The organism is Brenneria populi, assembly GCF_036016195.1.
Classification (GTDB): Bacteria; Pseudomonadota; Gammaproteobacteria; order Enterobacterales; family Enterobacteriaceae; genus Brenneria; species Brenneria populi.
In genome coordinates, this window is sequence record NZ_JAYWTM010000009.1 from 18,830 (window position 1) to 43,946 (window position 25,117).

Here is a 25,117-nt window from a genome sequence, read left to right on the forward strand (position 1 = left end):
CGCCTTAGGGCGCCCTGAATTTTATCTGACGCACTTCGCTTTGAACTCCCTCTGTTCTGTTTTGCCATTTCCCGTTACAGTGAAAATCCTACGGTTACAGCAGAAGGAAAATGCCATGCTTTATATCTTTGATTTGGGCAATGTCGTCATTGATATTGATTTCAACCGTGTATTGGGCGTATGGAGCAAGTTGAGCAGCGCGCCCTTGGCCACGCTGAAAGAGCGGTTCGTGATGGGGGAAACCTTTGAACGGCATGAGCGTGGCGAAATCAGCGATGAAGAGTTCGCCGAACGTTTATGCCATGAGATGCGTATCTCGCTAAGCTTTGAGCAGTTCACCGCCGGCTGGCAGGCTATTTTCGTCGAGCTGCGGCCCGAAGTCATCGATATCATGCATCGACTGCGTAAAGAGGGGCACCGGGCGGTGATCCTTTCCAACACCAATCGCCTGCACTGCGCGCATTGGCCGGTCTTGTTCCCGGAGGTAGAAGAGGCGGCCGACCGTCTCTATCTCTCACAGGATATCGGGGCGCGGAAGCCGGAAGCGGCCATCTATCAATATGTTTTAGCGCAAGAGGGGGTTACGTCCGATCGGGCTATCTTCTTTGATGATAATTCCGCTAACGTCGCCGCCGCGCAGGCGCTGGGCATCCGCAGCATTCTGGTTGAAGATCGTCAGACGGTGCCGGATTTTTTCGCGGCGCTTGCCGCCGGCGTCAGTAAGTAAATCAACCCACGGGGTGGCGGCAAGTTACCGCCAGAAGAATAATGAAAGCAGGAGCTGTAACATTCGATGATCGCGTTAATTCAGCGGGTTTCCAGCGCTAGCGTTAGCGTAGACGGCGCTATCGTCGGGGAAATCGGAGCCGGGCTGCTGGTGTTGCTGGGCGTAGAGCAAGGCGACGACGAGCAAAAAGCGGCGCGTCTTTGTGAGCGGGTTCTCGGTTATCGCATATTCAGCGATGACAATGACAAAATGAACCTTAATGTTCATCAAATCGGGGGAAGCGTACTGGTGGTATCGCAGTTTACGCTGGCGGCCGATACCCAGAAGGGAATGCGTCCCAGCTTTTCCCGCGGCGCGCATCCGGCGCAGGCCGATCGTCTTTATCAATATTTTGTCGAACAGTGCCGCGAGCGGGATATCCGCACTGAAACCGGACGTTTTGCGGCGGATATGAAAGTGGCTTTGGTTAACGATGGTCCGGTGACATTCTGGCTGCAGGTATAAAAAATCACCCGGTTTATATATTTAACTATTTGAAAATAAAGGCCCCGTCACTCTTTTAATGAGGCATGTTTATGTATCACCTGAGAGTACCGCAAACCGCAGAAGAACTCGATGCGTACTATCAATTCCGTTGGGAGATGCTGCGTAAGCCGCTGCGCCAGCCGCTGGGGTCCGAGCGCGATGCCTATGATGCCTTGGCGCATCATCAAACGGTGGTGGATGAACAGGGTCGGCTGGTGGCGATAGGCCGGCTGTCTATTAATGCGGATAATGAAGCCTCGATCCGCTTTCTGGCGGTTCATCCCGACGTCCGGGGGAAAGGGCTGGGCACGCTGCTGGCGATCGCGCTGGAGTCGGTGGCGCGGCAGGAAGGGGTAAAACGCGTGGTGTGCAGCGCCCGCGAAGATGCGATGGAGTTTTTCGCCAAACTGGGGTTTGTCAATCAGGGCGAGATTACCGCCCCGCAAACCACGCCGATACGACATTTTTTGATGATTAAACCGGTTGAAACGCTGGATGATATTCTGCATCGGCCCGATTGGTGCGGGCAGCTACAGCAGGCCTGGTATGAGCGCATTCCGTTGAGCGAAAAGATGGGCGTGCGCATCAGCCAGTATACCGGGCAGAAATTTATCACCACCATGCCGGAAACCGGCAATCAGAACCCGCACCATACCCTGTTCGCCGGCAGCATGTTTTCTCTTGCCACCCTAACGGGGTGGGGATTGATCTGGCTGTTGCTGCGGGAGAGGCATTTAGGCGGCACGATTATTCTGGCCGACGCGCATATCCGCTACAGTACGCCGATCGCCGGCCGGCCGAGCGCCGTCGCCGATCTCGGCTCGCTGAGCGGCGATCTGGATCGTCTGGCGCGCGGGCGCAAAGCCAGGGTGCAATTGAACGTGGAGCTGTTCGGGGACGACAAAAAAGGCTCGCTGTTCGAGGGCGTCTATATCGTACTGCCGGCAAGGCCGGACGAGCCGCTGGAGCCGGACGACTCGGCAATAAAATAGTAACGCCGCCGTTCCCGCGTCGGCTGTTTACGGCGACGTTTCCGTGGCGACGCCCTGGCGTATCTGCTGTCCGATCGGCTGCCCGTTGTGGTCGCCGCCCTGCAGCGAGCCGTTTAGCGTCGGTTTCAACGGCGTATCGGCCGCCAGTCGCCCGTTCAGCTGCAATTGCAGATTCGCGTCGCCTGACGGCGTAAGCGCCGGAGCCGGCCAGCCCCAGCGGGTCAGAATATCCGCGGGGACGGAGCGTCCGTTCAGGGTCAGGGAAAACGCCCGACCGGGCTGCTGGGCGATCGCGGCTTTGGCTTCCAGCAGGCCGTTTTGCGTAAAGGCGCTGAGGTCGGTAAGGGCGATTTGGCGGTCATCGGCGGTTAACGCCAATGACGGCCGGCGGATATCGACCTTGTTGAAGGTGGCGTCGCTGGCGTTCAAATTCAGCGAGCCGGCCCAGACTCCCCACTGATGATTGCGGGCCAGGCGCAGATCGCTGCCGTATCCGTCCAGCGCGGTAATCTGGAAGGGGAAATCAGGGTTGATATCAATCAGCAGATTGCGGTTGGCGGTGAATTTTTTGACGGTTACCTCCGCCAGCCAGGCCGGTAGGGCGGTTTGCCAGCGGCGGATCCAGTCGCCCGGCAGCGTGTATTCCATGCCCGCCACCACCAATTCATTCAGCTGCAGACGGTGATTGTCGCGTTGCCAATTGCCGTTGGTGCGCAATAATCCCCCTTCCCAGCGGGTGGTGAACTGTTTGATATCAACGCCGTGCGGGGAAAGCGCCAGATTAACGATGGGGTCGATCAGGTGCATATCGCCGTTAACGATGTCGGTGGCGTTGAACGACAGCTCGCCGTCATCGCTTTGCCAGTCGTCCTGTTTGAACGTCACGTTTTGCAAGGTAACGTCGAGATCGATAAACGCCCACCCCGGCCCTTCGATGCGGGCATCGATCAAATCAAAACGCGAAACGGCGACGGAGGGTAACGCGGCGATCGGTTGCCAGAATTCCCGCATGGTTTTGGGCGTTTGCAAACGAACTTTGCTCAGGCGCAGATTGTCGATTTGCCAGCCGCCGTTTTCCGCCCGCCTGGCGTTGCCGGTTAACTGGCCCTGCGCCACGTCGGCGCCGAAATTGTTCAAGACGAGCTGGCTGTGATTAATTTCGCCTTGCACCAATACCTGACTGGCGGGGACATCGTTGAGCCGCAGCGAGCGGGCGCTAAGCTGGAAGCGCCCCTCCTTGCCTAATAAATACCCCTCTTGCGGCTGCCAGGGCGCGATCCCACCGTTAACCTGCTGACCGTTTAAGTGCCAGTTATCGTCCTGAGCCTGAAGCGCCATGGCGCGCAGTTGCAACACATCGGCTTCAATCGGCAGTGTGGCGGCGGATGGCGACAGATTGAGGGTTCCCCCGGCAAGCTCCAGACTGGCAAAATGGCGCGGTTCGGTTATCTGGCGAACGCTGAGCCCGGCGGCAATTTGTTTGGCGGTGAGCGTCGGCGGCTGATTCTTATGACCAAAAACGACGTCTTGCAGCAGAATACGATCGGGTTCGGACCAGCGGTGGTCGATTTTTCCCAGGGAGAGCCGGTAACCGGTGTTTTGATTTACCCAATTGCCGATCCGGACCGAAGCCCAGGTGGTTTGCAGTAATACATACAATATAACCAGCGCCAGCAGCGCCAGCAGCAGTAGGGTCAGCAATAATTTCCCGAGAAATTTCATCGTGTCAGTCCATGCCAAACGTCAGGGGTATCTGTTTTTATGCCGCAATTACCTTAACGGCTCAACAGATAATGCCGTTACAGACAGTAAAAAGCGACCGCTGTTGCATCGGCGGTCGCTTTTATCACCCGTTTCAGAAATTATTGCTGTCGGTTATTATTTTTCGTCGTGTGGGAATACCAGATTCAGCACGATCGCCGTAATACCGCCGGCGGCGATGCCGGAAGAGAGCAGCGTCTTTATCCAGTCGGGCGCAAACTGCAGAATCAGCGGCTGCTGGGAAACGCCCAGCCCTACGGCCAGGGAGAGGGCGATAATCATGATGGCGCGGCGGTTCAGCGGCTCACGGGAGACAATACGCACGCCGGAGGCGGCGATGGTGCCGAACATGACGATGGTGGCGCCGCCGAGCACCGGCTCCGGAATGTGCTGCACGAAACCGCTGACGGCAGGGAACAGGCCCAGCACGATCAGCATCAACGCCACCACAAAGCCGACGTAGCGGCTGGCGACGCCGGTAAGCTGAATGACGCCATTGTTTTGCCCGAAGCAGGAGTTGGGAAACGTATTGAACACGGCGGATAGGCAGGAGTTCAGCCCATTCGCCAGCACGCCGCCTTTCAGCCGTTTCATGTACAGGGGGCCGCTGACCGGCTGCTCCGAGACGTCCGACGTCGCGGTGATATCGCCGATGGTTTCCAGCGAGGTCACCATAAAGACCAGCATCAGCGGGATGAGCAGGTTCCAGTCAAAGCCCAGGCCGTAATAGAGCGGCGTCGGTACCATAATTAACGCAGACTGCTCCGCCGGCGCGCCGGCTGGCAGCATTCCCATCAGCCAGGCGCCCAGATAGCCGACGGCCATGGCAATCACCAGCGAGGCGACGCGCAGATAAGGATTGCGCTGACGGTTGAGCAGAATGATCACCAACAGCACGATCCCGGCCAGCAGTAGGTTTTTCGGGGCGCCGAAGGTATGGCTGTTCATGGCGGCATAGCCGCCGCCGATGGAGGTCAGGCCGACCTGAATCAGCGACAGGCCGATAATCATCACCACAATCCCCGAAACCAGCGGCGTAATGATGCGGCGGGCCAGGTGCAGGAAACGGGAGAGAATGATTTCGGTGCAGGAGGCGAACATCAGGGTGCCGAACAGCGCCGCCATCATGGTGGGAACGTCGGCGCCGCCGTTTTTCAGTGCCAGTCCGCCCATGATTAGCGGGGTAACGAAGTTAAAACTGGTGCCCTGAATGGACAATAGGCCCGAGCCCACCGGGCCCCAGGTCTTTATCTGCAGTATCGAGGCCAGGCCGGAGGCGAACAGCGACATGCTGATGATATGCTGCGTATCTTGCGCCGGCAGGCCCAGCGCCTGGCAGATCAGCAGGGCCGGGGTAATGACCGCGACGAACATCGCCAGCAGATGTTGGCTGGCGGCAAACAGGGTTTGCGCCAGCGGCGGCCTGTCTTCCAGACGGTAGATCAATTCGCTGCCGCGCGCGGCGGCGGAGGTTTTCTGCTGGGGAGTATCCGTGGTGGTAGTCATAATAGCGGGCGTTCCAAAACGACAAAGAGGGCATTTTAATGCGCTTACGGGTAAAAGCAATCGTTTGCGGCGACGGCGTCTAATAGGAAATTCATTTGACCGGCAGTGCCGGGCTATTTAGCGGGATAGCGTAGCGGTTTTAGGCGCGATACAGCGCTTTTACGCATTGGTATAACGGACGCGCTCCGGCAGCCAGCGTTCAATCAGAGCGCGGGCGTGCTGCGGATAGCGCTCGTGCAGATGGCGGGCGACGCGCTGTACCTGAGGGATCAATGCCCGGTCGCGCAGTAAGTCCGCGACCTTGAATTCGGCGTTGCCGGTTTGACGCGTGCCTAAGAGTTCGCCCGGTCCGCGAATTTCCAGATCGCGCTGGGCGATGACGAAACCGTCGTTGCTGTCGCGCAATACCTGAAGCCGCTTCTGCGCCGTCTTGCTGAGCGGCGTTTTATACAGCAGCACGCAGTGCGAGGCGACGGCGCCGCGCCCGACGCGCCCGCGCAGTTGGTGGAGCTGCGCCAGCCCCAGCCGCTCCGGGTTTTCGATAATCATCAGGCTGGCGTTCGGCACGTCGACGCCCACTTCAATCACCGTCGTCGCCACCAGCAACTGCAGTTCGCCTTGTTTGAAGGCCTGCATGACGACTTGTTTTTCCTGGGATTTCATGCGGCCATGCACCAGGCCGACGCGAATGTCTGGCAGCGCGGCTTTCAGTTCCTGGCAGGTGGCCTCGGCCGCCTGCGCTTCCAGCAGGTCGGACTCTTCAATCAGCGTGCAGACCCAATAGGCCTGCCTGCCCTCTTGCCGGCAGGCGTTGTTGACCCGTTGAATCACCTCGCTACGGCGCGCGTCCGCAATCGCCACCGTCGTGACGGGCGTTCTGCCCGGCGGCAGCTCATCGATGACCGAGATGTCCAGATCGGCGTAGGCGGTCATCGCCAGCGTTCGAGGGATAGGGGTGGCGGTCATAATCAGCTGGTGCGGGTGGAAGCCCTGCTCTTCGCCTTTTTCCCACAAAGCCAGACGCTGATGCACCCCGAAACGGTGCTGTTCATCGATGATCACCAGCGCTAGCCCGTTGAACTTGACCTGTTGTTGGAAGATGGCGTGCGTCCCCACCACCATGGATACCTGACCACCGGCGATGGCGTCCTGCTGAGCCTGTCGGGCCTTGCCTTTTTGCTTCCCGGCCAGCCAGCCGACTTCAATCCCCAGCGGTTCAAACCACTGGCGGAAATTGTGGGCATGCTGTTCCGCCAGCAGCTCCGTCGGCGCCATCAGCGCCACCTGTTTGCCATGCGCAATCGCGCGCAGCGCGGCCAGCGCCGCTACCAGCGTTTTTCCCGAACCGACGTCGCCCTGCACCAGGCGCATCATGGGGATGCTTTTCGCCAGATCGGTTTCAATCTCATCCACAACCCGCGCCTGCGCCTGGGTAGGCGAGAAAGGCAGCGTGGCCAGCAGACGCCGTTTCAGGGCGTCGTCGACCGGCAGCGGCAGCGCCCGATAGCGCTGCGCCCCGGCGCGCACGGCCAGCATGCTTAAATTGTGCGCCAGCAGCTCTTCCATAATCAGGCGCTGCTGCGCCGGGTGTTTTCCCTGTTCCAGCTCGCCGAGTTGCATATCCGGCGGCGGGCGATGCAGGGTATGCAGCGCTTCGGGCAGGCTGATCAGCGACCGGCTGAGTTCTTCCGGCAGCAGTTCGTCTATCGGGTTGGCGTCCAGCAGCGCCAGAGCCTGATCGGTGAGTTTACGCAGCGTCGCCTGGCGCACGCCTTCCGTGGTGGGATATACCGGCGTCAGCGACGCCTGCAGTTCGATCCGGGCCTCATCGCCCTGCAGGCGGTATTCCGGGTGGATAATCTCCGCGCCGATTTTACCCCGTTTAATTTCGCCATAGGCCGTAACCCGCTGTCCCGGCGCCAGGCTATTCTTCATCGCGGCGTTGAAATTAAAAAAGCGCATGGTCAACATGCCGCTGCCGTCGCTTATCTGGCAGGTCAGCATGCGGCGGCGGCCGAAGGTAATGTCATTGCGCAGAATTTCGCCTTCCACCGTGGCGTACATGCCGGGAAGCAGATCGCCGATGGGATAAAGACGCGTGCGGTCTTCGTAGCGCAGCGGCAGGTGAAACAGTAAATCCTGTACGGTTTCCAGCCTGATGCGGGCAAGCCTAGCGGCCTGGCTGGCTCCCACACCGGCAAGCGCGCTTAGCGGTTGAGTATGCAGCAGGCGGCCTTGCATCAGCGCTCCGAGGATTGCATTGAGGCCCACCAGGCGGTATCGGCGACGATTTGTCCGTCGTCATCGATATAAGGGCGGGGCAGGCCTTTACGTTTGGCGACGCGCGCCAGCACCGGATAGCCGCCTTCGAACAGCAGCCGCTGCTGCTCTTCCTCCGCCAGCGGGCTGTCGGCGCGCCGATACATCCCGGCCTGCTGACGCTGGCGCTGCGCTTCATACAGAATTAATGCCGAGGCGACGGAGACGTTCAGCGACTGCACCATGCCGGTCATCGGGATAATGATATCTCGATCGGCCAGCTTCAGCGCCCCGGCGCTAATGCCGGTTTTCTCCTGTCCCAGCAGAATGCAGGTGGGACGGGTATAGTCGACGGCGCGGAAATCGACGGCCTGCGGGGAAAGGTGGGTTGCCAGAATCTGCATGCCCGATATTTTCAGATGGCGGACCGCCTCATCGATGGTGCGGTGTGTCTTCACCTGGACCCAGCTGTTGCTGCCGGCGGCGGAAGAGACCAGCGTTCGCATCTTGCGGGTCGGCCATACGGCGTGGATCTGATGAACGCCGACCGCGTCGGCGGTACGAATAACCGCGGAAACGTTATGCGGCTTATGCACCTGCTCCATGCAGATGGTCAGATCGGGCTGACGGCTGGCCAGCATCTCTCTTATGCGCGCATAGCGTTGAGGAGTCATAACGGTTAATTTCGGTTACGGTTAACTTTTATCACATCCGGCATGATGCGGATTTTTCGCATAACGTTCGCCAGATGAACGCGGTCGAGCGTAGTGAGACGGATAAAGGCGCTGTAAACGCGGCCGTCTTTTTCTTCCGTGTTGATGCTTTGGATATTCGAGTTGGCGGCGTTGATCGCGGTCGCCAGATTCGCCAATGCGCCCTGATGGTTGAACATATCCACTTTGATTTCGGCGATAAACTCTTGCTCGGTTACCTTATCCCACTCCACCGCCATGAATTTCTCGGGCTCTTTCTGGTAACCGCGAATATTGCGGCAGGATTCGTGATGGATAACCAGACCTTTACCGGGGCTGACATGGGCGATAATCGGATCGCCGGGAATAGGGCGGCAACATTTGGCGAATGAGACCATCACGCCGTCCGCGCCTTTAATCGGCAATTTGTGCTGCCCGGCGTTGTTCAACTGGGACTGCTCATTCAGCAGGTTTTTCGCCACCACCACGCTCATGGCGTTGCCCAAGCCGATTTCCGCCATCAGATCGTCCAGGGAGGCGAGTTTCATCCTATCCAGCTCGGTCTGAATATTTTGCGGCGGGATATCCGAAAGCTTGCGTCCGTTGCCCAAGGCGTGACTGAGCAAACGGCGGCCGAGGCTGACGGAGTCGTCTCGCTTGAGGTTTTTCAACATCTGGCGAATTTTGGCGCGCGCTCTGGAACTGACGACGAAATTCAGCCAGGCGGCGTTCGGTCTGGCGCCGGGCGCGGTGATGATCTCAACGGTCTGCCCGCTGTTCAGCGATTGAGACAGCGGATAGGGTTGGCGATCGACTCTGGCGCCGACGCAGGCGTGGCCGATATCGGTATGCACCGCATAGGCGAAGTCGACCGGGGTGGCGCCGGCGGGCAGCTCCACGATCCGCCCTTCCGGGGTGAACACATAGATTTCGTCGGGAAAGAGATCGGACTTGACGCTTTCGATAAATTCGAACGAACTGCCCGCGCTCTGCTGCAATTCCAGCAGGCTTTGCATCCAGCGCTGCGCGCGGACCTGCGCCGTGGTGCTGCTTTCGCCCTCTTTGTACGCCCAGTGCGCGGCCACGCCCATTTCCGCCATCTGATCCATATCATCGGTACGGACCTGCACCTCCACCGGCACGCCGTGCGGGCCGATCAGCGAGGTATGCAGCGACTGATAGCCGTTGGCCTTGGGGATGGCGATATAATCTTTTACCCGGCCCGGACGCGGCTTATACAGGCTATGAACCTGGCCTAATACGCGATAGCAGGTATCGACCTCTTTAACGATCACCCGAAACGCGTAAATGTCCATAATGGAGTGGAAACGCTGCTCTTTCAGGTGCATTTTGCAGTAGATCGAATAGAGGTGCTTTTCGCGGCCGCTGACGCGGCTGGCGATCCCGGCTTCGGTCAGACGGCCTTCAATCTCGGCGAGGATTTTCTGGATCATCTCCTTCCTGTTGCCGCGGGCGGCCTTGACCACCTCTTTAATCACCCGGTAACGATTGGGATAAAGGGCTTCGAAACCCAGCTCTTCAAGCTCGGTTTTCAGGTGATGAATCCCCAACCGGTGCGCCAGCGGACTGTATATCTCCAGCGTTTCGCGGGCGATGCGGCGGCGCTTGTCCGGGCGCAGCGCGCCCAGCGTGCGCATGTTATGGGTGCGGTCGGCCAGTTTGATCAGGATAACGCGGATATCCTGCACCATCGCCATAATCATTTTGCGATAGTTTTCCGCCTGCGCCTCTTTCTTGTCGCGAAACTTCAGCTTATCCAGCTTGGAGACGCCCTCCACCAGTTCGGCAACGCTCTTGCCGAAGCCCTGCTCTATGTCCTGGTAGGTGGTGGGCGTATCCTCGATCACGTCATGCAACAACGCCGCCATCAGCGTCTCATAGTCGAGACGCATCTCCGCCAGAATACAGGCGACGGCGACGGGGTGAGTGATATAGGGCTCGCCGCTGGAGCGCGTCTGCCCCTCGTGAGCATCACGTGCAACAATATAGGCTTGCCGTAAACGTTGAATCTGCTCTTCCGGCAGATAACGTTGAATCAGTAGATTTAGGCTTTCAAAAAGATACAAGGGAGACTCATAGTCTAATTAACGGCGGCCTTCAGCAATCGCGGTGACCGCTTGAATTTCCGCGGCTTCCTGCTCTTGCTGTTCCTGACGATCGCGAACGTCCAGAATTTGGGCGTTGATCAGACCTTCTTCGATCTCGCGCAGGGCGATCACGGTGTATTTGTCGTTTTCTTCGGCAACCAGCGGCTCTTTGCCGCCCGTTTGGATTTGGCGGGCGCGACGAGCAGCGACCAACACCAGGTCAAAACGATTACCAATTTTCTCTACAGCGTCTTGAACAGTTACGCGTGCCATAATGTGCTACTCCACAGGGAAATAAAAGGACTGGGCATCATACTGAAAGAGCCGTCAGTCTGCCAATAGTTTGGTGATTAATGCATCATGTCGCACCTTCTGCCTGCTTAAACGCAGACGTTCGGCGCGGATAATGGTTTTTAAGTCGAGCAATGCCAAATCGAAATCATCGTTAACGATTAAATAATCGTATTCGGCATAGTGCGTCATTTCAGCCACGGCTTGCGCCATGCGGCGCGCGATAACCTCTTCGCTATCCTGACCGCGGCCGCGCAGACGGCGCGCCAGCTCTTCTTTCGACGGCGGCAAAATGAAAATGCTGCGCGCCTGCGGCATGCGGGTACGGATTTGCTGGGCGCCTTGCCAGTCAATATCCAGAAATATATCCACGCCGGTCGCCAGCACCTGCTCAATCGCGCTACGGGAGGTGCCGTAGTAATTACCGAAAACTTCGGCGTATTCCAGAAATTCGTCTTCCTGGATCATACGCTTGAATTCATCAACCGCGACAAAGAAATAGTGTTCGCCGTGGTTCTCTCCCGGCCGTTTGGCTCGCGTGGTATGTGAAATCGATACCTGAGTGTCGTAAAGAGGCTGCGTTTTTAATAGCGCCTGGATCAAACTGGACTTCCCCGCCCCGCTGGGAGCGGAAACGATATATAACGTGCCTTGAGCCATAGTGAAGTTTTATTAATTGCGATTGATTGTCGGTATGGATGCAGCAGAGTGTGCATTTCCTCACATTATACACGGCGATACGCCATCAGTCGCGTGGCGATAAATATCATCGCTGAATGTTTTATTGTTATGCCACCATAAATGGGGTTTGCCAACCCTACCGATATGCGTTGCGCAGCCGATTCCCGTGAATTTTCATAGAGATTGCAATGGGGAAAAAACGTTGCGGGGCGCTGCGCATTCCTTCATTTCCGCCCTCGTTTTATCGCGGCGCCTGCGCTGTACTGCGCTCAGTCCGTATTCAAGGAGGGAGGTTACATGAATTGCTGGGTCAGACGATTTGTCATCACGCTATTGGCGGGCGCCGCCGGTTGGTCGTGCGCCGCGGCCTCTCCTTGCCCGGACTGGTCGGCCGAGCGCGCCCAGACGGAAATGGCGGCGCTCGGCCGGCAGCTGGCGGTGTGGGATGCGGCTTATTATCAGGCGGGGGAGAGCCTGGTGGACGATGAGATTTACGATCAACTGCGAAGCCGGCTAACCCGCTGGCGACGCTGTTTTTTACCGGATAAAGCGGATTTTCCCGTCTCGTTGCCGAATGGCGGAAAACAGGCGCATCCCGTCGCGCAGACGGGGTTGAACAAGCTCTCTGAACGCGGAGAGCTACGGCAATGGATAAAACAGCATCAAGATTTATGGATCCAGCCCAAAATCGATGGCGTAGCGGTGACGCTGGAGTACCGGCGGGGGAGACTGGCGTCGGCGACGAGCCGGGGGAACGGTCTACGGGGAGAAAACTGGACGCAGAAGGTTCTCGCCATACCGGCGGTGCCCAAACGGCTGGAAGAGGCGTCGGAAACCGTGGTGCTGCAGGGTGAGCTCTTTCTCAAGGCGGACGGCCATCGGCAAAATCTGCGCGGCGGAATCAACGCCCGCGCGATCGTCGCCGGGGAGATGCGCCGCCGCCGGCACTCGTCCGTTACGCCGCGTATCGGCATCTTTATCTGGGCATGGCCCGATGGGCCGGCCGCGCTGTCTGAGCGTATCGAGGCATTGCGAACGATGGGATTCGCCCTGACGGCCGACTATACGCATCGCATTGCTTCGCTGGAAGAGGCCGAACGCTGGCGCGATCGCTGGTATCGCCAGCCGCTGCCTTTCGTTACCGACGGCGTGGTGATCCGCCGAGACAAGGAACCTCAGGGGCGCTACTGGCGTAATAGGCCGGCCGATTGGGCCGTGGCCTGGAAATATCCGTCGGTGCGGCAGGTGGCCGAGGTCAAGAGCGTTGATTTCTCTATCGGCCGCACGGGAACGATACATGTGGTCTTAAATCTCAACCCGTTGCGCCTGGATGACAAAGCGGTGCGCCGGGTGAATGTCGGCTCGCTAGCGCGCTGGCGGCGATGGGATGTTTTGCCTGGCGATCAGATAGGCGTCAGCCTGGCCGGACAGGGCATTCCCCGCTTGGACAACGTAGTGTGGCGCGCGGCTGTGCGCCCGCCGGTCACGCCGCCGGACGCGCGTGATTTTCACTCTCTCAGCTGCTTTCGGTACAGCGTTTCCTGCCGGCAACAGATGCTCTCCCGGTTAATCTGGCTGAGCGGCGAGCATGGGCTGAATCTGAGCGGGGTCGGCGAAGGGGTTTGGCGGCGTTTGATGCGGCACGGCGCGCTGAGCGATGTCGTATCCTGGCTGTCGCTGACCCGGGAGCAGATAAAGGACGTCAGGGGGATAGGAGATACTCAGGCTGATAACATCTATGACAGCCTGCAGCGGGCGCGCCGGCTGCCGTTGGCCCGCTGGCTGCCGGCTCTGGGGATGCCGCTGCCTCGTTCCGCCGCCGGCGCGCTGGAGAATATAGATTGGCGGCGGTTGCAGCAAAGGACATTGTCGCAGTGGCGACAGTTTCCGGGAGTCGGCGTTAAGCTGGCTGAAGAAATTATGGCGTTTTTGCATCATCCGGCGGTTGTCGAACTTATCGCCAGAATCGGCCGCGAAGGGGTTGAAACGTAATTCCCCGGGCGTTTTCGGGATATGAATAAATGGGGGGATGCGGCTTACGGCAGCCTTACTGGGCAATCGCTTATTTTTACAAAAATAACGACTTATTTTCCGCATCTGAACTCTGACATTACGCTGTTGTCCTATAGCTTCAGATAATAAATAAGGTTTGGTCGGAGCATTTGTCGCGATGAAGTTTAGTTCCCCCTTTTCACAAGCAACGTTATCGTTCTTACTGGCAATTTATATCGGCTGTTTCCTTAATATCTCGGTGTTTTATCGCCGTTTTGATTCTTTTTCAATATTGTCCGGCACTCATACTTCAAAATTCACTCCCATGGTAATTGAGCTGCTCGCCTGCATCTTTTTTACCTTTTTCCTGATGCGCATTATTTCTTTGGGGGGACGTTTTTTTTACCGCATCGCCGCATCTTTGCTGGTGCTTATTTCCGTAGCGGCCAGTTATTACATGACCTTTTTTAATGTAGTGATTGGTTACGGCATTATCGCCGCGGTAATGACCACGGATATCGACCTGTCCAAGGAGGTGGTCGGCTTCCGTTTTATTCTGTGGATGCTGCTGGTAAGCGCGCTGCCCTTGCTGCTGATTTGGAAAAACTCATTACGCTATACGTTGATTGAGCAGCTGAAGTCGCCGGGGAAACGCCTGGCGCCGCTTCTTGTGTTGCTGGCGGTGGTTGCCTTGGTCTGGCTGCCGATCCGCTATATGGATAAAACCCAGTCGATCTCTGAAAAGTCGTCCAACGTTGACTTGCCTAGCTATGGCGGCGTGGTCGCCCACTCTTATCTGCCGTCGAACTGGCTGTCTGCGCTGGGGCTGTTCGCCTACACCAAATATGACGAAAATCAGGACGCGGAGAATCTGTTCGATCCCGGCAAACATTTTACTTACCTTGCGCCGAAAGGGATTGATGACACCTATGTGATTTTCATCATCGGCGAAACCACCCGTTGGGATCATATGGGGCTGCTGGGATATGAGCGCGATACCACCCCCAGGCTGTCGAAAGAAAAAAATCTGGTGGCGTTTCGCGGAAAATCCTGCGATACCTCGACTAAACTCTCCATGCGCTGCATGTTTGTACGGGAAGGCGGAACGGAAGATAACCCTCAGCGCACGCTGAAGGAGCAAAATGTTTTTGCGGTATTGAAGGAGCTGGGCTTCACTTCCGAGCTGTTCGCGATGCAAAGCGAAGTTTGGTTTTACAACAGCATCGAAGCGGACAACTACTCCTTTCGCGAAATGATCGCGTCGGAAAAAAGTAACGACGGAAAGTCTGTGGACGACATGCTGCTGGTGGATGAAGTGCAAGAGTCTTTGGCGCGTTACCCTAAAGGCAAGCATTTGATTGTGCTGCATACCAAAGGATCTCATTACCTTTACTCCATGCGTTACCCGCGCAGCTATGCGCGCTATCAGCCGGAGTGCATGGGGGTAGACGCGTCCTGTTCCCGCGAACAGCTGATTAACGCATTTGATAACAGCGTATTGTATACCGACAGCTTTATCAGCAACGTTATCAACCAGGTGCGCGATAAGAAGGCTCTGGTGTTTTACGCCTCCGATCATGGCGAGTCCATTGACGAAAACTTCCATCTGCACGGTACGCCGCGCGAAATGGCGCCGCCGGAGCAGTTCCGCTCGCCGATGATGGTATGGGCGTCGGATAAGTTTCTGGCGGACGCCGATAACCTGAATGCCTTCGAGCGGCTAAAGGCCCAGCAGCGGATAGGAAGCACCCACCGTCACGAGGAGCTGTTTGACTCGATATTGGGATGTCTGGGCTATAGCTCGCCGGACGGAGGCATCAATCCTAAAAACAATTGGTGCAATAAGGGACGCTGACGGGGGAAGCCCGGTACATCAACCGGGCTATCTCTGGTATCGACCGCTTATGCGGTTTTCTGTTTGCGGAGGCGATTTTCGCGGCGGATTTTGCGCTCTTCCATCACCGCAACCATCGCCATCAGACAGATACAGCAGACGGCGGCGGTATCCAGCGCGGCGAAGGTGCCCGCCCAGCCGGTCAGACCGAAGATCGGCGTGCCGTCGGCAATCATCCCCAGCCCCAGTTTGGCGAAGCTGTCGCCAATCAGGTAGGCGAAGGTGCCCTTGATGCCGTCGGCCGCGCTGATGGCTTTTTTCGGCACAAAGCCCACGGCGGCGACGCCGATCAGCAGCTGCGGACCAAACACCAGGAAGCCGAGCGCAAATAATGAAGAGAGATAAATATACGGATTGCTGGCATGCTGGTAGATGCCCAGGGTGGCGATGATCAGCGCCAGCGCGATGCAGGCCACCAGCGCGCGGCGGCCATTGGCCAGGTCGGAGAGATAGCCCCACAGCAAAGTACCGACCAATGCGCCGGCCTCAAACAGGGTAAAGCCCTGAATCGCAACCTCTTTCGACAGTTTTAGCTCCTGAAAGGCGTATACCGTGGACCATTGGTCGATGCCGATACGCACCACATAAAGGAAGACGTTGGAGAAACACAGCAGCCAGATGACCTTGTTCTTCAGCACGTACTCGACAAAGATCTGCCATTTGGTCATCGAGTTGTCTTCCGTTTCTTTATCCTCATCGCTGATCTCTTCGCCAAACAGCTCTTCCGCCTTACCCAGGCCGTAAGCTTCCGGCGAGTCGCTGCCGTAGCGTAGGCCGATAAAGCCGATAATCAGCGCGATAACGGACGGTACGATAAACATGCCGATCACATGACCGTTAAACAGGTAGTTCGCACCGAACAGCGCCACGCCTGCCGCGCCGGCGCCGCCCAGGTTGTGGGAGATGTTCCACAGTCCCAGATAGGTTCCGCGCTTACGGCGCGGCGTCCATTTGGTGATGGTGGAGTAGCTGCACGACCCGCCGGTGCTCTGGAAGAATCCGCTCAGCGCGTAGAAGGCGATCATCAGAAACAGGCTGACGGAGCCGGACCCCATGCTGGCGCTGAAGCCCAGCATACAGATACTGGAGAGGATCAGCATAAACGGCAGGAACTGCTTGGTGTTTTTGCCGTCGGCATAGTAGGAGACCAGCGTTTTTCCCACGCCGTAGGTGATGGAGAATCCCAGGCCGATCATCCCCAGCTGCGTCATGCTCAGGCCGTAGGTGGAGATCATGTCATTCTGAGCGATGTTAAAGTTCTTGCGGATCAGGTACATGGTCAGGTAGCCGATAAAGACCACCAGATAGGACTGCATAAAGGGTTTGAACCACATTTTGCGCCGCGTTTCGATCGGCAGGTTCAGGGTCGGCTTGCGCACCTGATTAAGAAAGGCCAGCATGGTTGTCTCCTCTTACTTGCAAACGCTGGAAAATGGCTGCATTGTAAGAAACCCAGGCCGGAACTGGCTTAAGACATCATCCCGTCAAAACTAAGAAAAATTCTCGGTTTTGGCCTTTTAGGCGCAAAAGAGTGAAGCAGGTCACGTCCCTGAGGGGATTTATGGCCGGCATCTTTGACGCGGACGCTTTACTTTTCCATTGCACGATCGCCGTTTTCGTTCCGTAGGCGGGGTTGTCAACCGTCTGAAAAAGGTATCTCGGAAGTTTTTGGCGCGCCGTCGCGCGGAGCCTGCGCGTTTAAAAACGGCAGCAAGAGCAGGGCGGAGACGCCCGCCGCGACGGCAATCACCGCAAAGAAACCGGTCCAGTGCCAGATATCCATAATCTGCGCCAGCGGCCAACCGGAAAGCGACGCTCCCAGATAGGCGAAGAGTCCGACGAAACCGGTGGCGGCGCCCGCCGCGTCTTTGTGCGAACACTCCGCCGCCGCCATGCCGATCAGCATTTGCGGACCAAAAACAAAAAATCCCGTGGTAAAGAAGCAGGCCGCCTGCATCACATAGCTGACGAACGGCATCAGCCAAAGCGAACCGACGGAGAGCAGGATGCCGGCGGCGAAGATCAGGTTCATCGGTCCGCGGTTGCCGTTGAACAGTTTGTCCGAACCCCAGCCGGCGACCAGCGCGCCGATAAATCCGCCCAGTTCGAACATGGTTACCGCCGAGTTGGCGGTGACCAGATCCACGCCGAGGGTTTCCGACATATACAGATTGCCCCAGTCGTTGATGGCGGCCCGCACCACGTAAACCAATACATAGCAGAGCGCCAGCAGCCAGATGTAGGGGTTGGCGAGTACATACTTATGAAGAATTTCCCGGTGCGACAGCCCCTGGCCCTCATGCTGTTGCGCGATCTCCAACGCATCGCGGCGCCACTCGCCCACGCTGGGCAGCCCCAGGGTTTGCGGGCGATCGCGCAGCCGCCAGCATAAAAACAGCCCGACCGCTATTGCCAGCCCGCCGGCGATAATCAACCCGGCGCGCCAGCCGTAGTGCAGCGCCGCCGCCCCCACCACCATGGGGATCAGGGCGCCGCCCACGTTATGCGCGGTATTCCACAGCGCCCACCAGCCGCCGCGTTCGGTGCGCGAGTACCAGGTGGTGAGTAAGCGCGCGCATACCGGCGAGCCCCACCCTTGGAAGAAGGCGTTGGCGCCCCACAGCAGAGCGAACACCCATAGCGACGATGAAAAGCCGAACAGGATATTCACCACCCCGCTGGCAATCAGCCCCAGCCCCATAAAGTAGCGGGCGTTGGATCGGTCGCTGACGATGCCGGAAAAGAATTTCGACAGCCCGTAGGTGATGTAAAACAGCGTGGCGAGCAGGCCGATATCGGAGCGCGTCAGAATGTCGTTGGCGAGAATATCCGGCACTGCCGCGTTGAAACTTTTGCGCGTAAAGTAAAACAGCGCATAGCCCAGATAGATGGAGAGCAGGATATGCCGCCGCCAGTAGCGATACGTCTCGTCGATGGTTTTCCGGTCGCTAAGCGGCGGGATGCCGGGGGGTATTTTCAAAAAACCGAACATGACGATCCTTATTGATTACGCAGCGGCAAGCTGACGGTGACGCGGGTGCCGCGGGTGCAGGAGATAGTCAGCGAACCGCCGAGGGCCGAGACCCGTTCGCGCATGCTGGTCAGTCCCAGCCCCAACTGCCCCGAATTGGGCGGCAGCCCGCAGCCGTCGTCTTCAATCACCAGCATCAGCTGATTTTCTTTCCGCCAGCACGCCAGCATGACGGTGCTGGCGTTGGCGTGTTTGACGATGTTGTTCAGCCCCTCCTGGCAGACGCGAAACAGCGTGACGCGCTGGCTTTCGCTGAGCTGCGTCTCGTCGATTCGCCAGCTCAGTCGGCTGACGATGCCGTGTGCCTCCAGCTCCATTTCGCGCGTCAGCGAACGCATCGCCCGCTCGAGGGAAAGGTCGTCCAACTGGCGCGGCCGCAGGCGCCCCAGCAGACGGCGCACCGAGTCATACACGCCGAGAGAGAGCGTCTCAATCAACGCGCCGCTCTGCCTTACGCCGTTATTTTCCGGCGCCAGGCGCTGCAGAATCCCGGCTTGCGTACGAATTGCGGTAATGGTCTGGCCGATATCGTCGTGCAGTTCGCGCGCCACCTCCCGGCGCACGCTCTCTTCGGTTTCCAGCAGCCGTTCGGCGAGGCGGTGGTTGCGGGCCAGCTGGTTTTGCAGCGACAGGTTAAGCTCCCTCAGCCGCTGGATCCCCGCCCCCAGCAACAGTCCCGTCAGGCTCTGCGCCAGCAGCGAGAGCAGTAAATCCACCGGATGATCGTGCCAGGTTTGGCTGGCGATCAGCGCGATGGCGTTCATCAGCGTGGCGATGAGCGCCCCCTGCCAACCGTAATGCCAGGCGAGGGCGATAATCGGCAGCGCCAGACAAAACGGCGTAAAACGCGCCAGCTCGTTCGGCAGCCCCAGCTGTAGCCACAGGCTGACCGCGAACAGCAGCAGATACCAGAGCAGATGGCGGGTGCGCCAGTTGATCGGCTGAGCGACCAGCGCCGGTCCGAGCGGCAGCCAGATGGCGCTGGTAAGATAGTGCCAGATAACCAGACAGGTGGGCGCCAGCGTCAGTCCGCCGGTCAGCGTCAATAGCAGCACGGTGAGCGCGTTTTCCCCGTTGCCGATCCACGGCAGCGATTGCAACAGCGCGGCGGCGATTAGCGCGCCCCCCTGCAGCAACAGGGTATGCCAGTCATTGCGGCGGCGCTGGCGGCTGACCAGCGCGACGGGCAGCAGCGACAGCAGGCTGCCGATCATCAATAACGGCAGGTGGAGCAGGCCGACTTCCTGCGAGAGCCAAATCAGCAGCAGCCATTCGCTGCCCTGCAATACCGGCCAGTAGCCGCGCGGGCATTGCAGCATCAGCCCCAGGCGCAGGCCGAACGGGAACAGCAGCGCGGCCAGCTCAGGCCGTTCCACCAGATGCAGGCTGATGCCCCACAGGCAAAACCATGCGGCGGAGAAGATAAAAAGGCTGGCGACCAGCGAGATCGCCCGGGTAAGCAACGGACGCATCACCAGCCGGCGAACAGTCGACGGGCCAGCTCCACATCATTGCTGATGCCGAGTTTTTCCATCAGATTGGCGCGGTGCACATGCACCGTTTTGGGCGATAGCCCCAGTTCGGCGGCAATCTCTTTGACCGCCATCCCCTGCGCGAGTTTTTCCGCCACCTGGCGTTCGCGACGCGTCAGCGGATCCTGCCGCGAGGAGGCAAGCTTCAGCGCCACGTCCGGCGTGAGGTAGCAGCCGCCCGTCGCTACCGTACGCACGGCGGCGATCAGTTCGTCGGGGCTGCAACGCTTGGAGAGAAAGCCGCGCGCGCCGGCATGCAGCGCTTGTTCAATCAGCGCCGGGCTGTCGTGAACCGACAGCATTACCACCGCCATGCCTTTCGGCAGCTGGCTTAAGAGTTCAAGGCCGGAAATATCCGGCATAGAGATATCGCAGATGCAGACTTGCACGGTGCGTCCCGGTAGGCCGGCCAGCGCTTCTCGGCCGGAGCCGAACTCGCCGACAACCCGCATATCCGGCTCAAGGGCCAGCAGTTGGGCGAAACCGGAACGAACGATAAGATGGTCGTCAATGAGAGCGATAGTGATCATAGGGAAACCAGGCGTTGTAACAGGTGAGTACCTTAGCGTCACCGATCGTATCGTTCAAGTCTTGTTCGCTGGTTCCGCATCAAGCGCGCCGTCTTCGCCGGATGCTGGGCGGGACAGGCGGCGAAGACGGCGGCTGGATACTTTACCGCCAGCCGTTCGGCTTTTGCGAAAAAGAGATTGACGCTTCAATAGGCTAGCAGTAATATGCGCCCCGCATTCGGTGAGTGGCGCAGCCTGGTAGCGCACTTCGTTCGGGACGAAGGGGTCGGAGGTTCGAATCCTCTCTCACCGACCAAATCGACTTTCGGCAGGTATCGAATATCGCCAAAAGTATCAAGAAACCCGCGTCCTGCTTGGATTGGCGGGTTTTTTATTGCCCGTTATCTATCGTATACCCCGCTTACGGCCGGAAGCGTTGGGACTACATTTAGGACTGCATCCGCATAGTTCGATAAAAGCGTGGTCCCAACGGTAACCATCGTGGCAGTCCAGACAAAACCCCTCAGAAATGTCCCAAAAAGCGCGCGTTTATCGGTTTTTATTTGTTCGATTTTTTATTATCTAATTGTTTATTATTGGTTTTTATATTTGTTTTTATATCGTAATCTTAGTGTAAGCATCTTTACGAAATTATTATTAAATGCGATTTTATTTGCAGGGAAATAGGTGCGGTGGGCAACTATTTCCTGGTTGACGTATTATCCACTATGACCCAAACCTGGAAGGTGTCATCAATGATAAAAAGAACGGCGCTGTTATTTTCTACTCTGGTTGCCTGTGGTATGGGAATCTCCGTTGCCCATGCGGCTCAGACGGTATCATTGGGCTATGCGCAAGCGAAGGTCGACGATTTTAAAGACCTGAAAGGCATTACGGCCAAGTACCATTATCAGGGGGATTCCGCCCTCGGTATTATCGGCTCTTTTACGTACGTCAGTGCAAAAGAGACGGAATATTATCAGAACTCAATCAACGATCATTATAAGTTTAAATATTACTCACTGATGGCCGGGCCGTCTTACCGTTTTAACGATATCGTCAGCATCTACGGTCTGGCGGGGGTTGGCTATGGTAAATCCAGTTGGGAAGAGGGAGGCGTCGCCTCCCGTCACTCTGGTAGCGAAAATAAGTCCAGCTTTGCCTATGGCTTCGGCGTTCAAATCGCGCCGGCAGCAAACTGGGTGATTGACGCAGGTTATGAGGGGACGAAAATTTACGATACGCGCGCCGACGGATTCAACATCGGCGTCGGCTATCGCTTCTGATCCCCTGAATTGATAAACCGCAGCCGGTAGGCATTGCGCTCTACCGGCCGTTATCCCCTCTTTTTATGTTTCCTTTTTGAACAAAATACGCTCCAGCGACCTGCTGCCGTTGTAGTGCAGCCAGACGATAAAGGATTCGCTGCTCATGGGTTTGGCGTAAAGAAATCCTTGAATCAAAACCACGCCGCGCTGTTGTAGATAAGCCAATTGTTCAGTAGTTTCAACGCCTTCCGCCACCATTCCGAGCTTCATGCGATGGCTAAGGCTAATGATGGCGTCAAGGATGGGCGCTTCTTCATCCGGGGATGAGAGGATATGGATGAATCCCCGATCGATTTTCAGAAAATCGATCGGGAAGTTTTGCAGATAGGAGAGGGAGCAGTGACCGGTGCCGAAATCATCAATGGATATTGAGAATCCGTCTTTGCGCAGCTGATGTAAGCGCTGTATTACGTCCGCGCCGTTGCCGATCAGCGTGCGTTCCGTCAGCTCCAGCGAGATGTTCAGCCGATGCGCGGCGATCTTTGCCGCAAAATCGCGCACATCCGCGACAAAGTCCGGATGCTGTAGATGTTCCGCGGCCACATTGAGGCCGAGATGAAACCCGGGATCCACCCTCCAGCCGGCGATATCCGTCGCGACGAGATCGAACAGATGCTGAGTGAGGGGGATAATCATCCCCTCCGTTTCCGCGGTGGAAATAAAGATATCAGGCTTGATCCACTGGCCGTTGCTGCGCCGCCAGCGCAGCAGCGCTTCAACGCCGATGCAGCTCTGTGACTCGATGCTGTAAACCGGCTGGTAATAGACGGAAAACTCGCCTTTGGCGATGCCTCTATGAATTTCGTCCTGTCGCTGGCGCAGGCGTTTCTGCCTGCGCCACAGGATGACGGTGAAAATCAGCGACAGCACGACGGCGAGAGGAATAAAGGTAAAACTGGTTTTTTGCCAAATTCTTATCGATTCTGACGTCGGCGCCATTACGCGTATGGCGATCGGATACTTAGCGGATTGGAAAAGCAGTTCGGTGGTGGGGAAGACCCCTGACGCGGGCGCAATGGGCCGGCCCACCTGAATGGGATATCCCTGGTTTACCGTCAGCGTCAGCTGATATTTGCGTATCTGGCCGACCGCGCGCATCAGATCGATAAAGTGCCGGGCATCGACGACGACATAGGAGCCATAGCCGCGCGACGGCGTTTGCGCGAAGACCACGGCCGGCCGATTTTTTACGTCGAGCGCACCCTTAAGGGATTGGCTCCAGCGTTCAGACGCCGGGGCCGGCAGCCGCGGCTGCGCCGCCATGTCCAGCGGCGTCGCGGCATTGAAAGGGAGCGACGAACAGTAAACCCGGGCATCCCGCGTCACGCCTATCATGCGAAAATAGGAGAATACGGAGATAAGATGCTGTAGGTCAGCGCTGATTGCGTCGCAGGGCCGGCCCGCCAGGCGATTAAGCTCGTCCGCCATCGACCATGCCCGATCGGCGATATGCTCCGCGTGAAACATGACGACTTGCGCAGTGGATTCCAGATCCCGTTTTACCATTATCCGGGATTCAACAAAGGTAAGCAGTAACCCAAACAGCAGCGGCAATAGGCTCGCTGTCAGTAATAGAGGCCAATGGCGTTTACGCTTCTTGCCATGTCTGGAAATCATCCGCATCTCCTTTTTTCGCGGATCCAATACCTTGGATGAGGATACGTGACTCTCCGGCGCTGGCAAGCCTGCATAACCAATAAGATCAATCGGTTTTTCTGCTGATTTATCGTCCGGCGCAAGCGGCCGCGGCCGTACAAGTCCGCGCTTCCCTGCCTTAACGATGCGATATTGCTAGTAAATAACCATTACCGGTCCTATTTAGCGTGAGGCAGCGCCTGCGCGCAGGCCCAGGCGGAACTCCAGGCCCACTGGAAATTATAGCCGCCCAGCCAGCCGGTCACGTCGACCACTTCGCCGATGAAGTACAGCCCCGGCACTTTACCGGCTTCCAGGGTTTTTGACGATAGTTCGCGGGTATCCACGCCGCCCTGGGTGACTTCCGCGGTGCGATAGCCTTCGGTGCCGTTGGGCTGTACCCGCCATTGCGTTAAATTCTTCTCGATTTGCCGTTGCTGCGCGCAGCCGAGCTGTTTCAGCGTGACGTCCGGCAGCTGTCCCAACGTTTGCAGGCACTCGACCAGGCGTTTGGGCAGCCGCTGCGCCAGCGTGTTTTTCAGGCTCTGGTTGGGGTGGGCCAGCCGTTCATCATTAATCAGCGCCGCAATATCCTGGTCCGGCAGCAGGTTGATCGTGACGTATTCGCCGGCCTGCCAATAGCTGGAAAGCTGCAGCGCCGCCGGGCCGGAAAGGCCCCTGTGGGTAAACAGAATATTTTCGCGAAACGTCGCGCCATTTTCCGCGGCGATGGCCGCCGGCACGGAGACGCCGGAGAGCGTCTGCAAATGCTCCAGCAGCGGTTTATGCAGGGTAAAGGGCACCAGCGCCGCGCGCGTGGGCAGAACATTCAGGCCGAATTGCCGGGCGATTTGATAACCGAAGGGCGTCGCTCCCAGACCCGGCATGGACAGGCCGCCGCTGGCGATCACCAGCGCCGCGCCATGGAGCGTTTCGCCGTTGGTTAATCTCAGGGTAAACGCGCCGCCTGATTTTTCCACCGCCGCCACTTCGCTGCGTAACCGGATCTCGACCTGAGCCTCCGCGCACTCTGTAACCAACATGTCGACGATCTGTTGAGCTGAATCATCGCAGAATAGCTGGCCGAGGGTTTTCTCGTGGTAGGCGATACGGTGGCTATTCACCAGGCTGATAAAATCCCATTGGGTATAGCGCGCCAGGGCGGACTTGCAGAAGTGAGGGTTTTCAGAGAGATAAGCCGCAGGCTCGACGTACAGATTGGTGAAATTGCAGCGTCCCCCGCCGGACATTAAAATTTTACGTCCGGGCTTCTTGCCATTGTCGAGCAGCAAAACGCGTAGCCCGCGCCGTCCGGCCTGTGCGGCGCAGAAGAGCCCCGCCGCGCCGGCGCCGATGATGACAACGTCAAACTGTTCCACAATGATTTCTCCGCTGATGGTTTGCGCGTATTTTCTACCTTGAGATAAAAGGCGTGATGATCCAGGGCGGCAAATTGTAGTGTTCGTTGCAGTTGGATGCCAGCGTAACAATTTACGCCATTTGGTAATAATATATAATCTTTTGATTTTTATTAATTAATTATATATTTCGCCATCGGCCGTCACCGATTAAGTCAAAAAAATGTCATTTTTCCCTTTTCCCGCCCCAGCTTGTCGCAGATAATGCGCCGCGTTCATGACCACTAAATGGCCTA

At 57.6% G+C, this 25,117-nt stretch carries 20 protein-coding genes and 1 tRNA gene; 8 read left to right on the forward strand and 13 right to left on the reverse strand.

What is annotated here, in order from left to right; translation table 11 throughout:
* The first annotated feature begins 115 nt into the window (after window positions 1–115).
* The 3 genes from yihX to fabY all read left to right on the forward strand — a co-directional run bounded on the left by yihX (window position 116) and on the right by fabY (window position 2,244).
* A complete protein-coding gene (yihX, locus tag VSX58_RS11730; protein WP_327618244.1) occupies window positions 116–727 on the forward strand; it encodes a glucose-1-phosphatase in 612 nt (203 codons plus the stop codon).
* Window positions 728–793: 66 nt separating this feature from the next.
* Window positions 794–1,231 (forward strand): D-aminoacyl-tRNA deacylase, encoded by a 438-nt coding sequence (dtd, locus tag VSX58_RS11735; RefSeq protein WP_327615316.1) that lies wholly within the window; start codon window positions 794–796, stop codon window positions 1,229–1,231.
* A gap of 71 nt (window positions 1,232–1,302) precedes the next feature.
* Window positions 1,303–2,244 carry a fatty acid biosynthesis protein FabY gene (fabY, locus tag VSX58_RS11740; protein ID WP_327618245.1) on the forward strand — a complete coding sequence of 314 codons (942 nt, stop codon included), beginning with the start codon at window positions 1,303–1,305 and terminating at the stop codon, window positions 2,242–2,244.
* 27 nt (window positions 2,245–2,271) lie between these two features.
* Here fabY and VSX58_RS11745 read toward each other — a convergent pair whose 3' ends face one another.
* The 7 genes from VSX58_RS11745 to gmk form a co-directional block, all read right to left on the reverse strand.
* Window positions 2,272–3,966, reverse strand: coding sequence for an AsmA family protein (locus VSX58_RS11745; protein WP_327618246.1), 1,695 nt, complete (start codon window positions 3,964–3,966; stop codon window positions 2,272–2,274).
* A 156-nt stretch (window positions 3,967–4,122) separates the two neighbouring features.
* Window positions 4,123–5,511: a uracil-xanthine permease family protein gene (locus VSX58_RS11750; RefSeq protein ID WP_327618247.1), complete on the reverse strand. Its 1,389-nt coding sequence runs from the start codon at window positions 5,509–5,511 to the stop codon at window positions 4,123–4,125.
* A gap of 159 nt (window positions 5,512–5,670) precedes the next feature.
* Entirely contained in the window at window positions 5,671–7,752 is a 2,082-nt protein-coding gene (gene recG, locus VSX58_RS11755) for an ATP-dependent DNA helicase RecG (protein WP_327618248.1), read from the reverse strand.
* Window positions 7,752–8,444: a tRNA (guanosine(18)-2'-O)-methyltransferase TrmH gene (trmH, locus tag VSX58_RS11760; RefSeq protein ID WP_327618249.1), complete on the reverse strand. Its 693-nt coding sequence runs from the start codon at window positions 8,442–8,444 to the stop codon at window positions 7,752–7,754. The genes recG and trmH overlap by 1 nt, the downstream gene beginning before the upstream one ends.
* Before the next feature lie 5 nt (window positions 8,445–8,449).
* The gene (gene spoT / locus VSX58_RS11765) at window positions 8,450–10,549 is read right to left on the reverse strand and encodes a bifunctional GTP diphosphokinase/guanosine-3',5'-bis pyrophosphate 3'-pyrophosphohydrolase (RefSeq protein ID WP_327618250.1); all 2,100 of its coding nucleotides are present in this window, start codon (window positions 10,547–10,549) and stop codon (window positions 8,450–8,452) included.
* An 18-nt stretch (window positions 10,550–10,567) separates the two neighbouring features.
* On the reverse strand, window positions 10,568–10,843 hold the full coding sequence (rpoZ, locus tag VSX58_RS11770; RefSeq protein ID WP_048636744.1) for a DNA-directed RNA polymerase subunit omega: 276 nt from the start codon (window positions 10,841–10,843) through the stop codon (window positions 10,568–10,570).
* A gap of 54 nt (window positions 10,844–10,897) precedes the next feature.
* Window positions 10,898–11,521, reverse strand: a complete 624-nt coding sequence (gene gmk / locus VSX58_RS11775; RefSeq protein ID WP_327615309.1) for a guanylate kinase — start codon at window positions 11,519–11,521, stop codon at window positions 10,898–10,900.
* A 318-nt stretch (window positions 11,522–11,839) separates the two neighbouring features.
* Between gmk and ligB the strand changes: the two genes are divergently transcribed.
* Window positions 11,840–13,534, forward strand: coding sequence for an NAD-dependent DNA ligase LigB (gene ligB / locus VSX58_RS11780; RefSeq protein ID WP_327618251.1), 1,695 nt, complete (start codon window positions 11,840–11,842; stop codon window positions 13,532–13,534).
* A 178-nt stretch (window positions 13,535–13,712) separates the two neighbouring features.
* On the forward strand, window positions 13,713–15,389 hold the full coding sequence (gene eptB / locus VSX58_RS11785; RefSeq protein ID WP_327618252.1) for a kdo(2)-lipid A phosphoethanolamine 7''-transferase: 1,677 nt from the start codon (window positions 13,713–13,715) through the stop codon (window positions 15,387–15,389).
* A 47-nt stretch (window positions 15,390–15,436) separates the two neighbouring features.
* Here the strand turns inward: eptB and uhpT are convergent, their stop codons facing one another.
* From uhpT to uhpA, 4 genes are all read right to left on the reverse strand, one after another.
* A complete protein-coding gene (gene uhpT, locus VSX58_RS11790; RefSeq protein WP_327618253.1) occupies window positions 15,437–16,828 on the reverse strand; it encodes a hexose-6-phosphate:phosphate antiporter in 1,392 nt (463 codons plus the stop codon).
* A gap of 236 nt (window positions 16,829–17,064) precedes the next feature.
* Window positions 17,065–18,420 carry an MFS transporter gene (uhpC, locus tag VSX58_RS11795; RefSeq protein WP_327618254.1) on the reverse strand — a complete coding sequence of 452 codons (1,356 nt, stop codon included), beginning with the start codon at window positions 18,418–18,420 and terminating at the stop codon, window positions 17,065–17,067.
* 8 nt (window positions 18,421–18,428) lie between these two features.
* Complete coding sequence (uhpB, locus tag VSX58_RS11800; RefSeq protein ID WP_327618255.1) at window positions 18,429–19,931, reverse strand: signal transduction histidine-protein kinase/phosphatase UhpB; 1,503 nt, start codon at window positions 19,929–19,931, stop codon at window positions 18,429–18,431.
* Window positions 19,931–20,521 (reverse strand): transcriptional regulator UhpA, encoded by a 591-nt coding sequence (gene uhpA / locus VSX58_RS11805; RefSeq protein ID WP_327618256.1) that lies wholly within the window; start codon window positions 20,519–20,521, stop codon window positions 19,931–19,933. The genes uhpB and uhpA overlap by 1 nt, the downstream gene beginning before the upstream one ends.
* 23 nt (window positions 20,522–20,544) lie before the next feature.
* On the opposite strand from uhpA, the gene VSX58_RS11810 reads away from it, so the two are divergent.
* The 3 genes from VSX58_RS11810 (at window position 20,545) to VSX58_RS11820 (ending at window position 21,786) form a co-directional block, all read left to right on the forward strand.
* Window positions 20,545–20,718, forward strand: coding sequence for a hypothetical protein (locus tag VSX58_RS11810; protein ID WP_327618257.1), 174 nt, complete (start codon window positions 20,545–20,547; stop codon window positions 20,716–20,718).
* Between the two features lie 21 nt (window positions 20,719–20,739).
* Window positions 20,740–20,816, forward strand: a tRNA-Pro gene (locus VSX58_RS11815).
* A 439-nt stretch (window positions 20,817–21,255) separates the two neighbouring features.
* Window positions 21,256–21,786, forward strand: a complete 531-nt coding sequence (locus tag VSX58_RS11820; RefSeq protein ID WP_327618258.1) for an Ail/Lom family outer membrane beta-barrel protein — start codon at window positions 21,256–21,258, stop codon at window positions 21,784–21,786.
* A gap of 63 nt (window positions 21,787–21,849) precedes the next feature.
* Here VSX58_RS11820 and VSX58_RS11825 read toward each other — a convergent pair whose 3' ends face one another.
* The gene (locus tag VSX58_RS11825) at window positions 21,850–23,445 is read right to left on the reverse strand and encodes an EAL domain-containing protein (RefSeq protein ID WP_327618259.1); all 1,596 of its coding nucleotides are present in this window, start codon (window positions 23,443–23,445) and stop codon (window positions 21,850–21,852) included.
* A gap of 197 nt (window positions 23,446–23,642) precedes the next feature.
* Window positions 23,643–24,842, reverse strand: coding sequence for a BaiN/RdsA family NAD(P)/FAD-dependent oxidoreductase (locus VSX58_RS11830; protein WP_327618260.1), 1,200 nt, complete (start codon window positions 24,840–24,842; stop codon window positions 23,643–23,645).
* Between the last annotated feature and the right edge of the window lie 275 nt (window positions 24,843–25,117).

Excerpts from the sequence above, each read along its gene's own strand:
- yihX (WP_327618244.1), top strand. The coding sequence starts at position 116 with ATGCTTTATATCTTTGATTTGGGCAATGTCGTCATTGATATTGATTTC.
- dtd (WP_327615316.1), top strand. The coding sequence starts at position 794 with ATGATCGCGTTAATTCAGCGGGTTTCCAGCGCTAGCGTTAGCGTAGAC.
- fabY (WP_327618245.1), top strand. The coding sequence starts at position 1,303 with ATGTATCACCTGAGAGTACCGCAAACCGCAGAAGAACTCGATGCGTAC.
- VSX58_RS11745 (WP_327618246.1), bottom strand. The coding sequence starts at position 3,966 with ATGAAATTTCTCGGGAAATTATTGCTGACCCTACTGCTGCTGGCGCTG.
- VSX58_RS11750 (WP_327618247.1), bottom strand. The coding sequence starts at position 5,511 with ATGACTACCACCACGGATACTCCCCAGCAGAAAACCTCCGCCGCCGCG.
- recG (WP_327618248.1), bottom strand. The coding sequence starts at position 7,752 with ATGCAAGGCCGCCTGCTGCATACTCAACCGCTAAGCGCGCTTGCCGGT.
- trmH (WP_327618249.1), bottom strand. The coding sequence starts at position 8,444 with ATGACTCCTCAACGCTATGCGCGCATAAGAGAGATGCTGGCCAGCCGT.
- rpoZ (WP_048636744.1), bottom strand. The coding sequence starts at position 10,843 with ATGGCACGCGTAACTGTTCAAGACGCTGTAGAGAAAATTGGTAATCGT.
- gmk (WP_327615309.1), bottom strand. The coding sequence starts at position 11,521 with ATGGCTCAAGGCACGTTATATATCGTTTCCGCTCCCAGCGGGGCGGGG.
- ligB (WP_327618251.1), top strand. The coding sequence starts at position 11,840 with ATGAATTGCTGGGTCAGACGATTTGTCATCACGCTATTGGCGGGCGCC.
- eptB (WP_327618252.1), top strand. The coding sequence starts at position 13,713 with ATGAAGTTTAGTTCCCCCTTTTCACAAGCAACGTTATCGTTCTTACTG.
- uhpT (WP_327618253.1), bottom strand. The coding sequence starts at position 16,828 with ATGCTGGCCTTTCTTAATCAGGTGCGCAAGCCGACCCTGAACCTGCCG.
- uhpC (WP_327618254.1), bottom strand. The coding sequence starts at position 18,420 with ATGTTCGGTTTTTTGAAAATACCCCCCGGCATCCCGCCGCTTAGCGAC.
- uhpB (WP_327618255.1), bottom strand. The coding sequence starts at position 19,931 with ATGCGTCCGTTGCTTACCCGGGCGATCTCGCTGGTCGCCAGCCTTTTT.
- uhpA (WP_327618256.1), bottom strand. The coding sequence starts at position 20,521 with ATGATCACTATCGCTCTCATTGACGACCATCTTATCGTTCGTTCCGGT.
- VSX58_RS11820 (WP_327618258.1), top strand. The coding sequence starts at position 21,256 with ATGATAAAAAGAACGGCGCTGTTATTTTCTACTCTGGTTGCCTGTGGT.
- VSX58_RS11825 (WP_327618259.1), bottom strand. The coding sequence starts at position 23,445 with ATGATTTCCAGACATGGCAAGAAGCGTAAACGCCATTGGCCTCTATTA.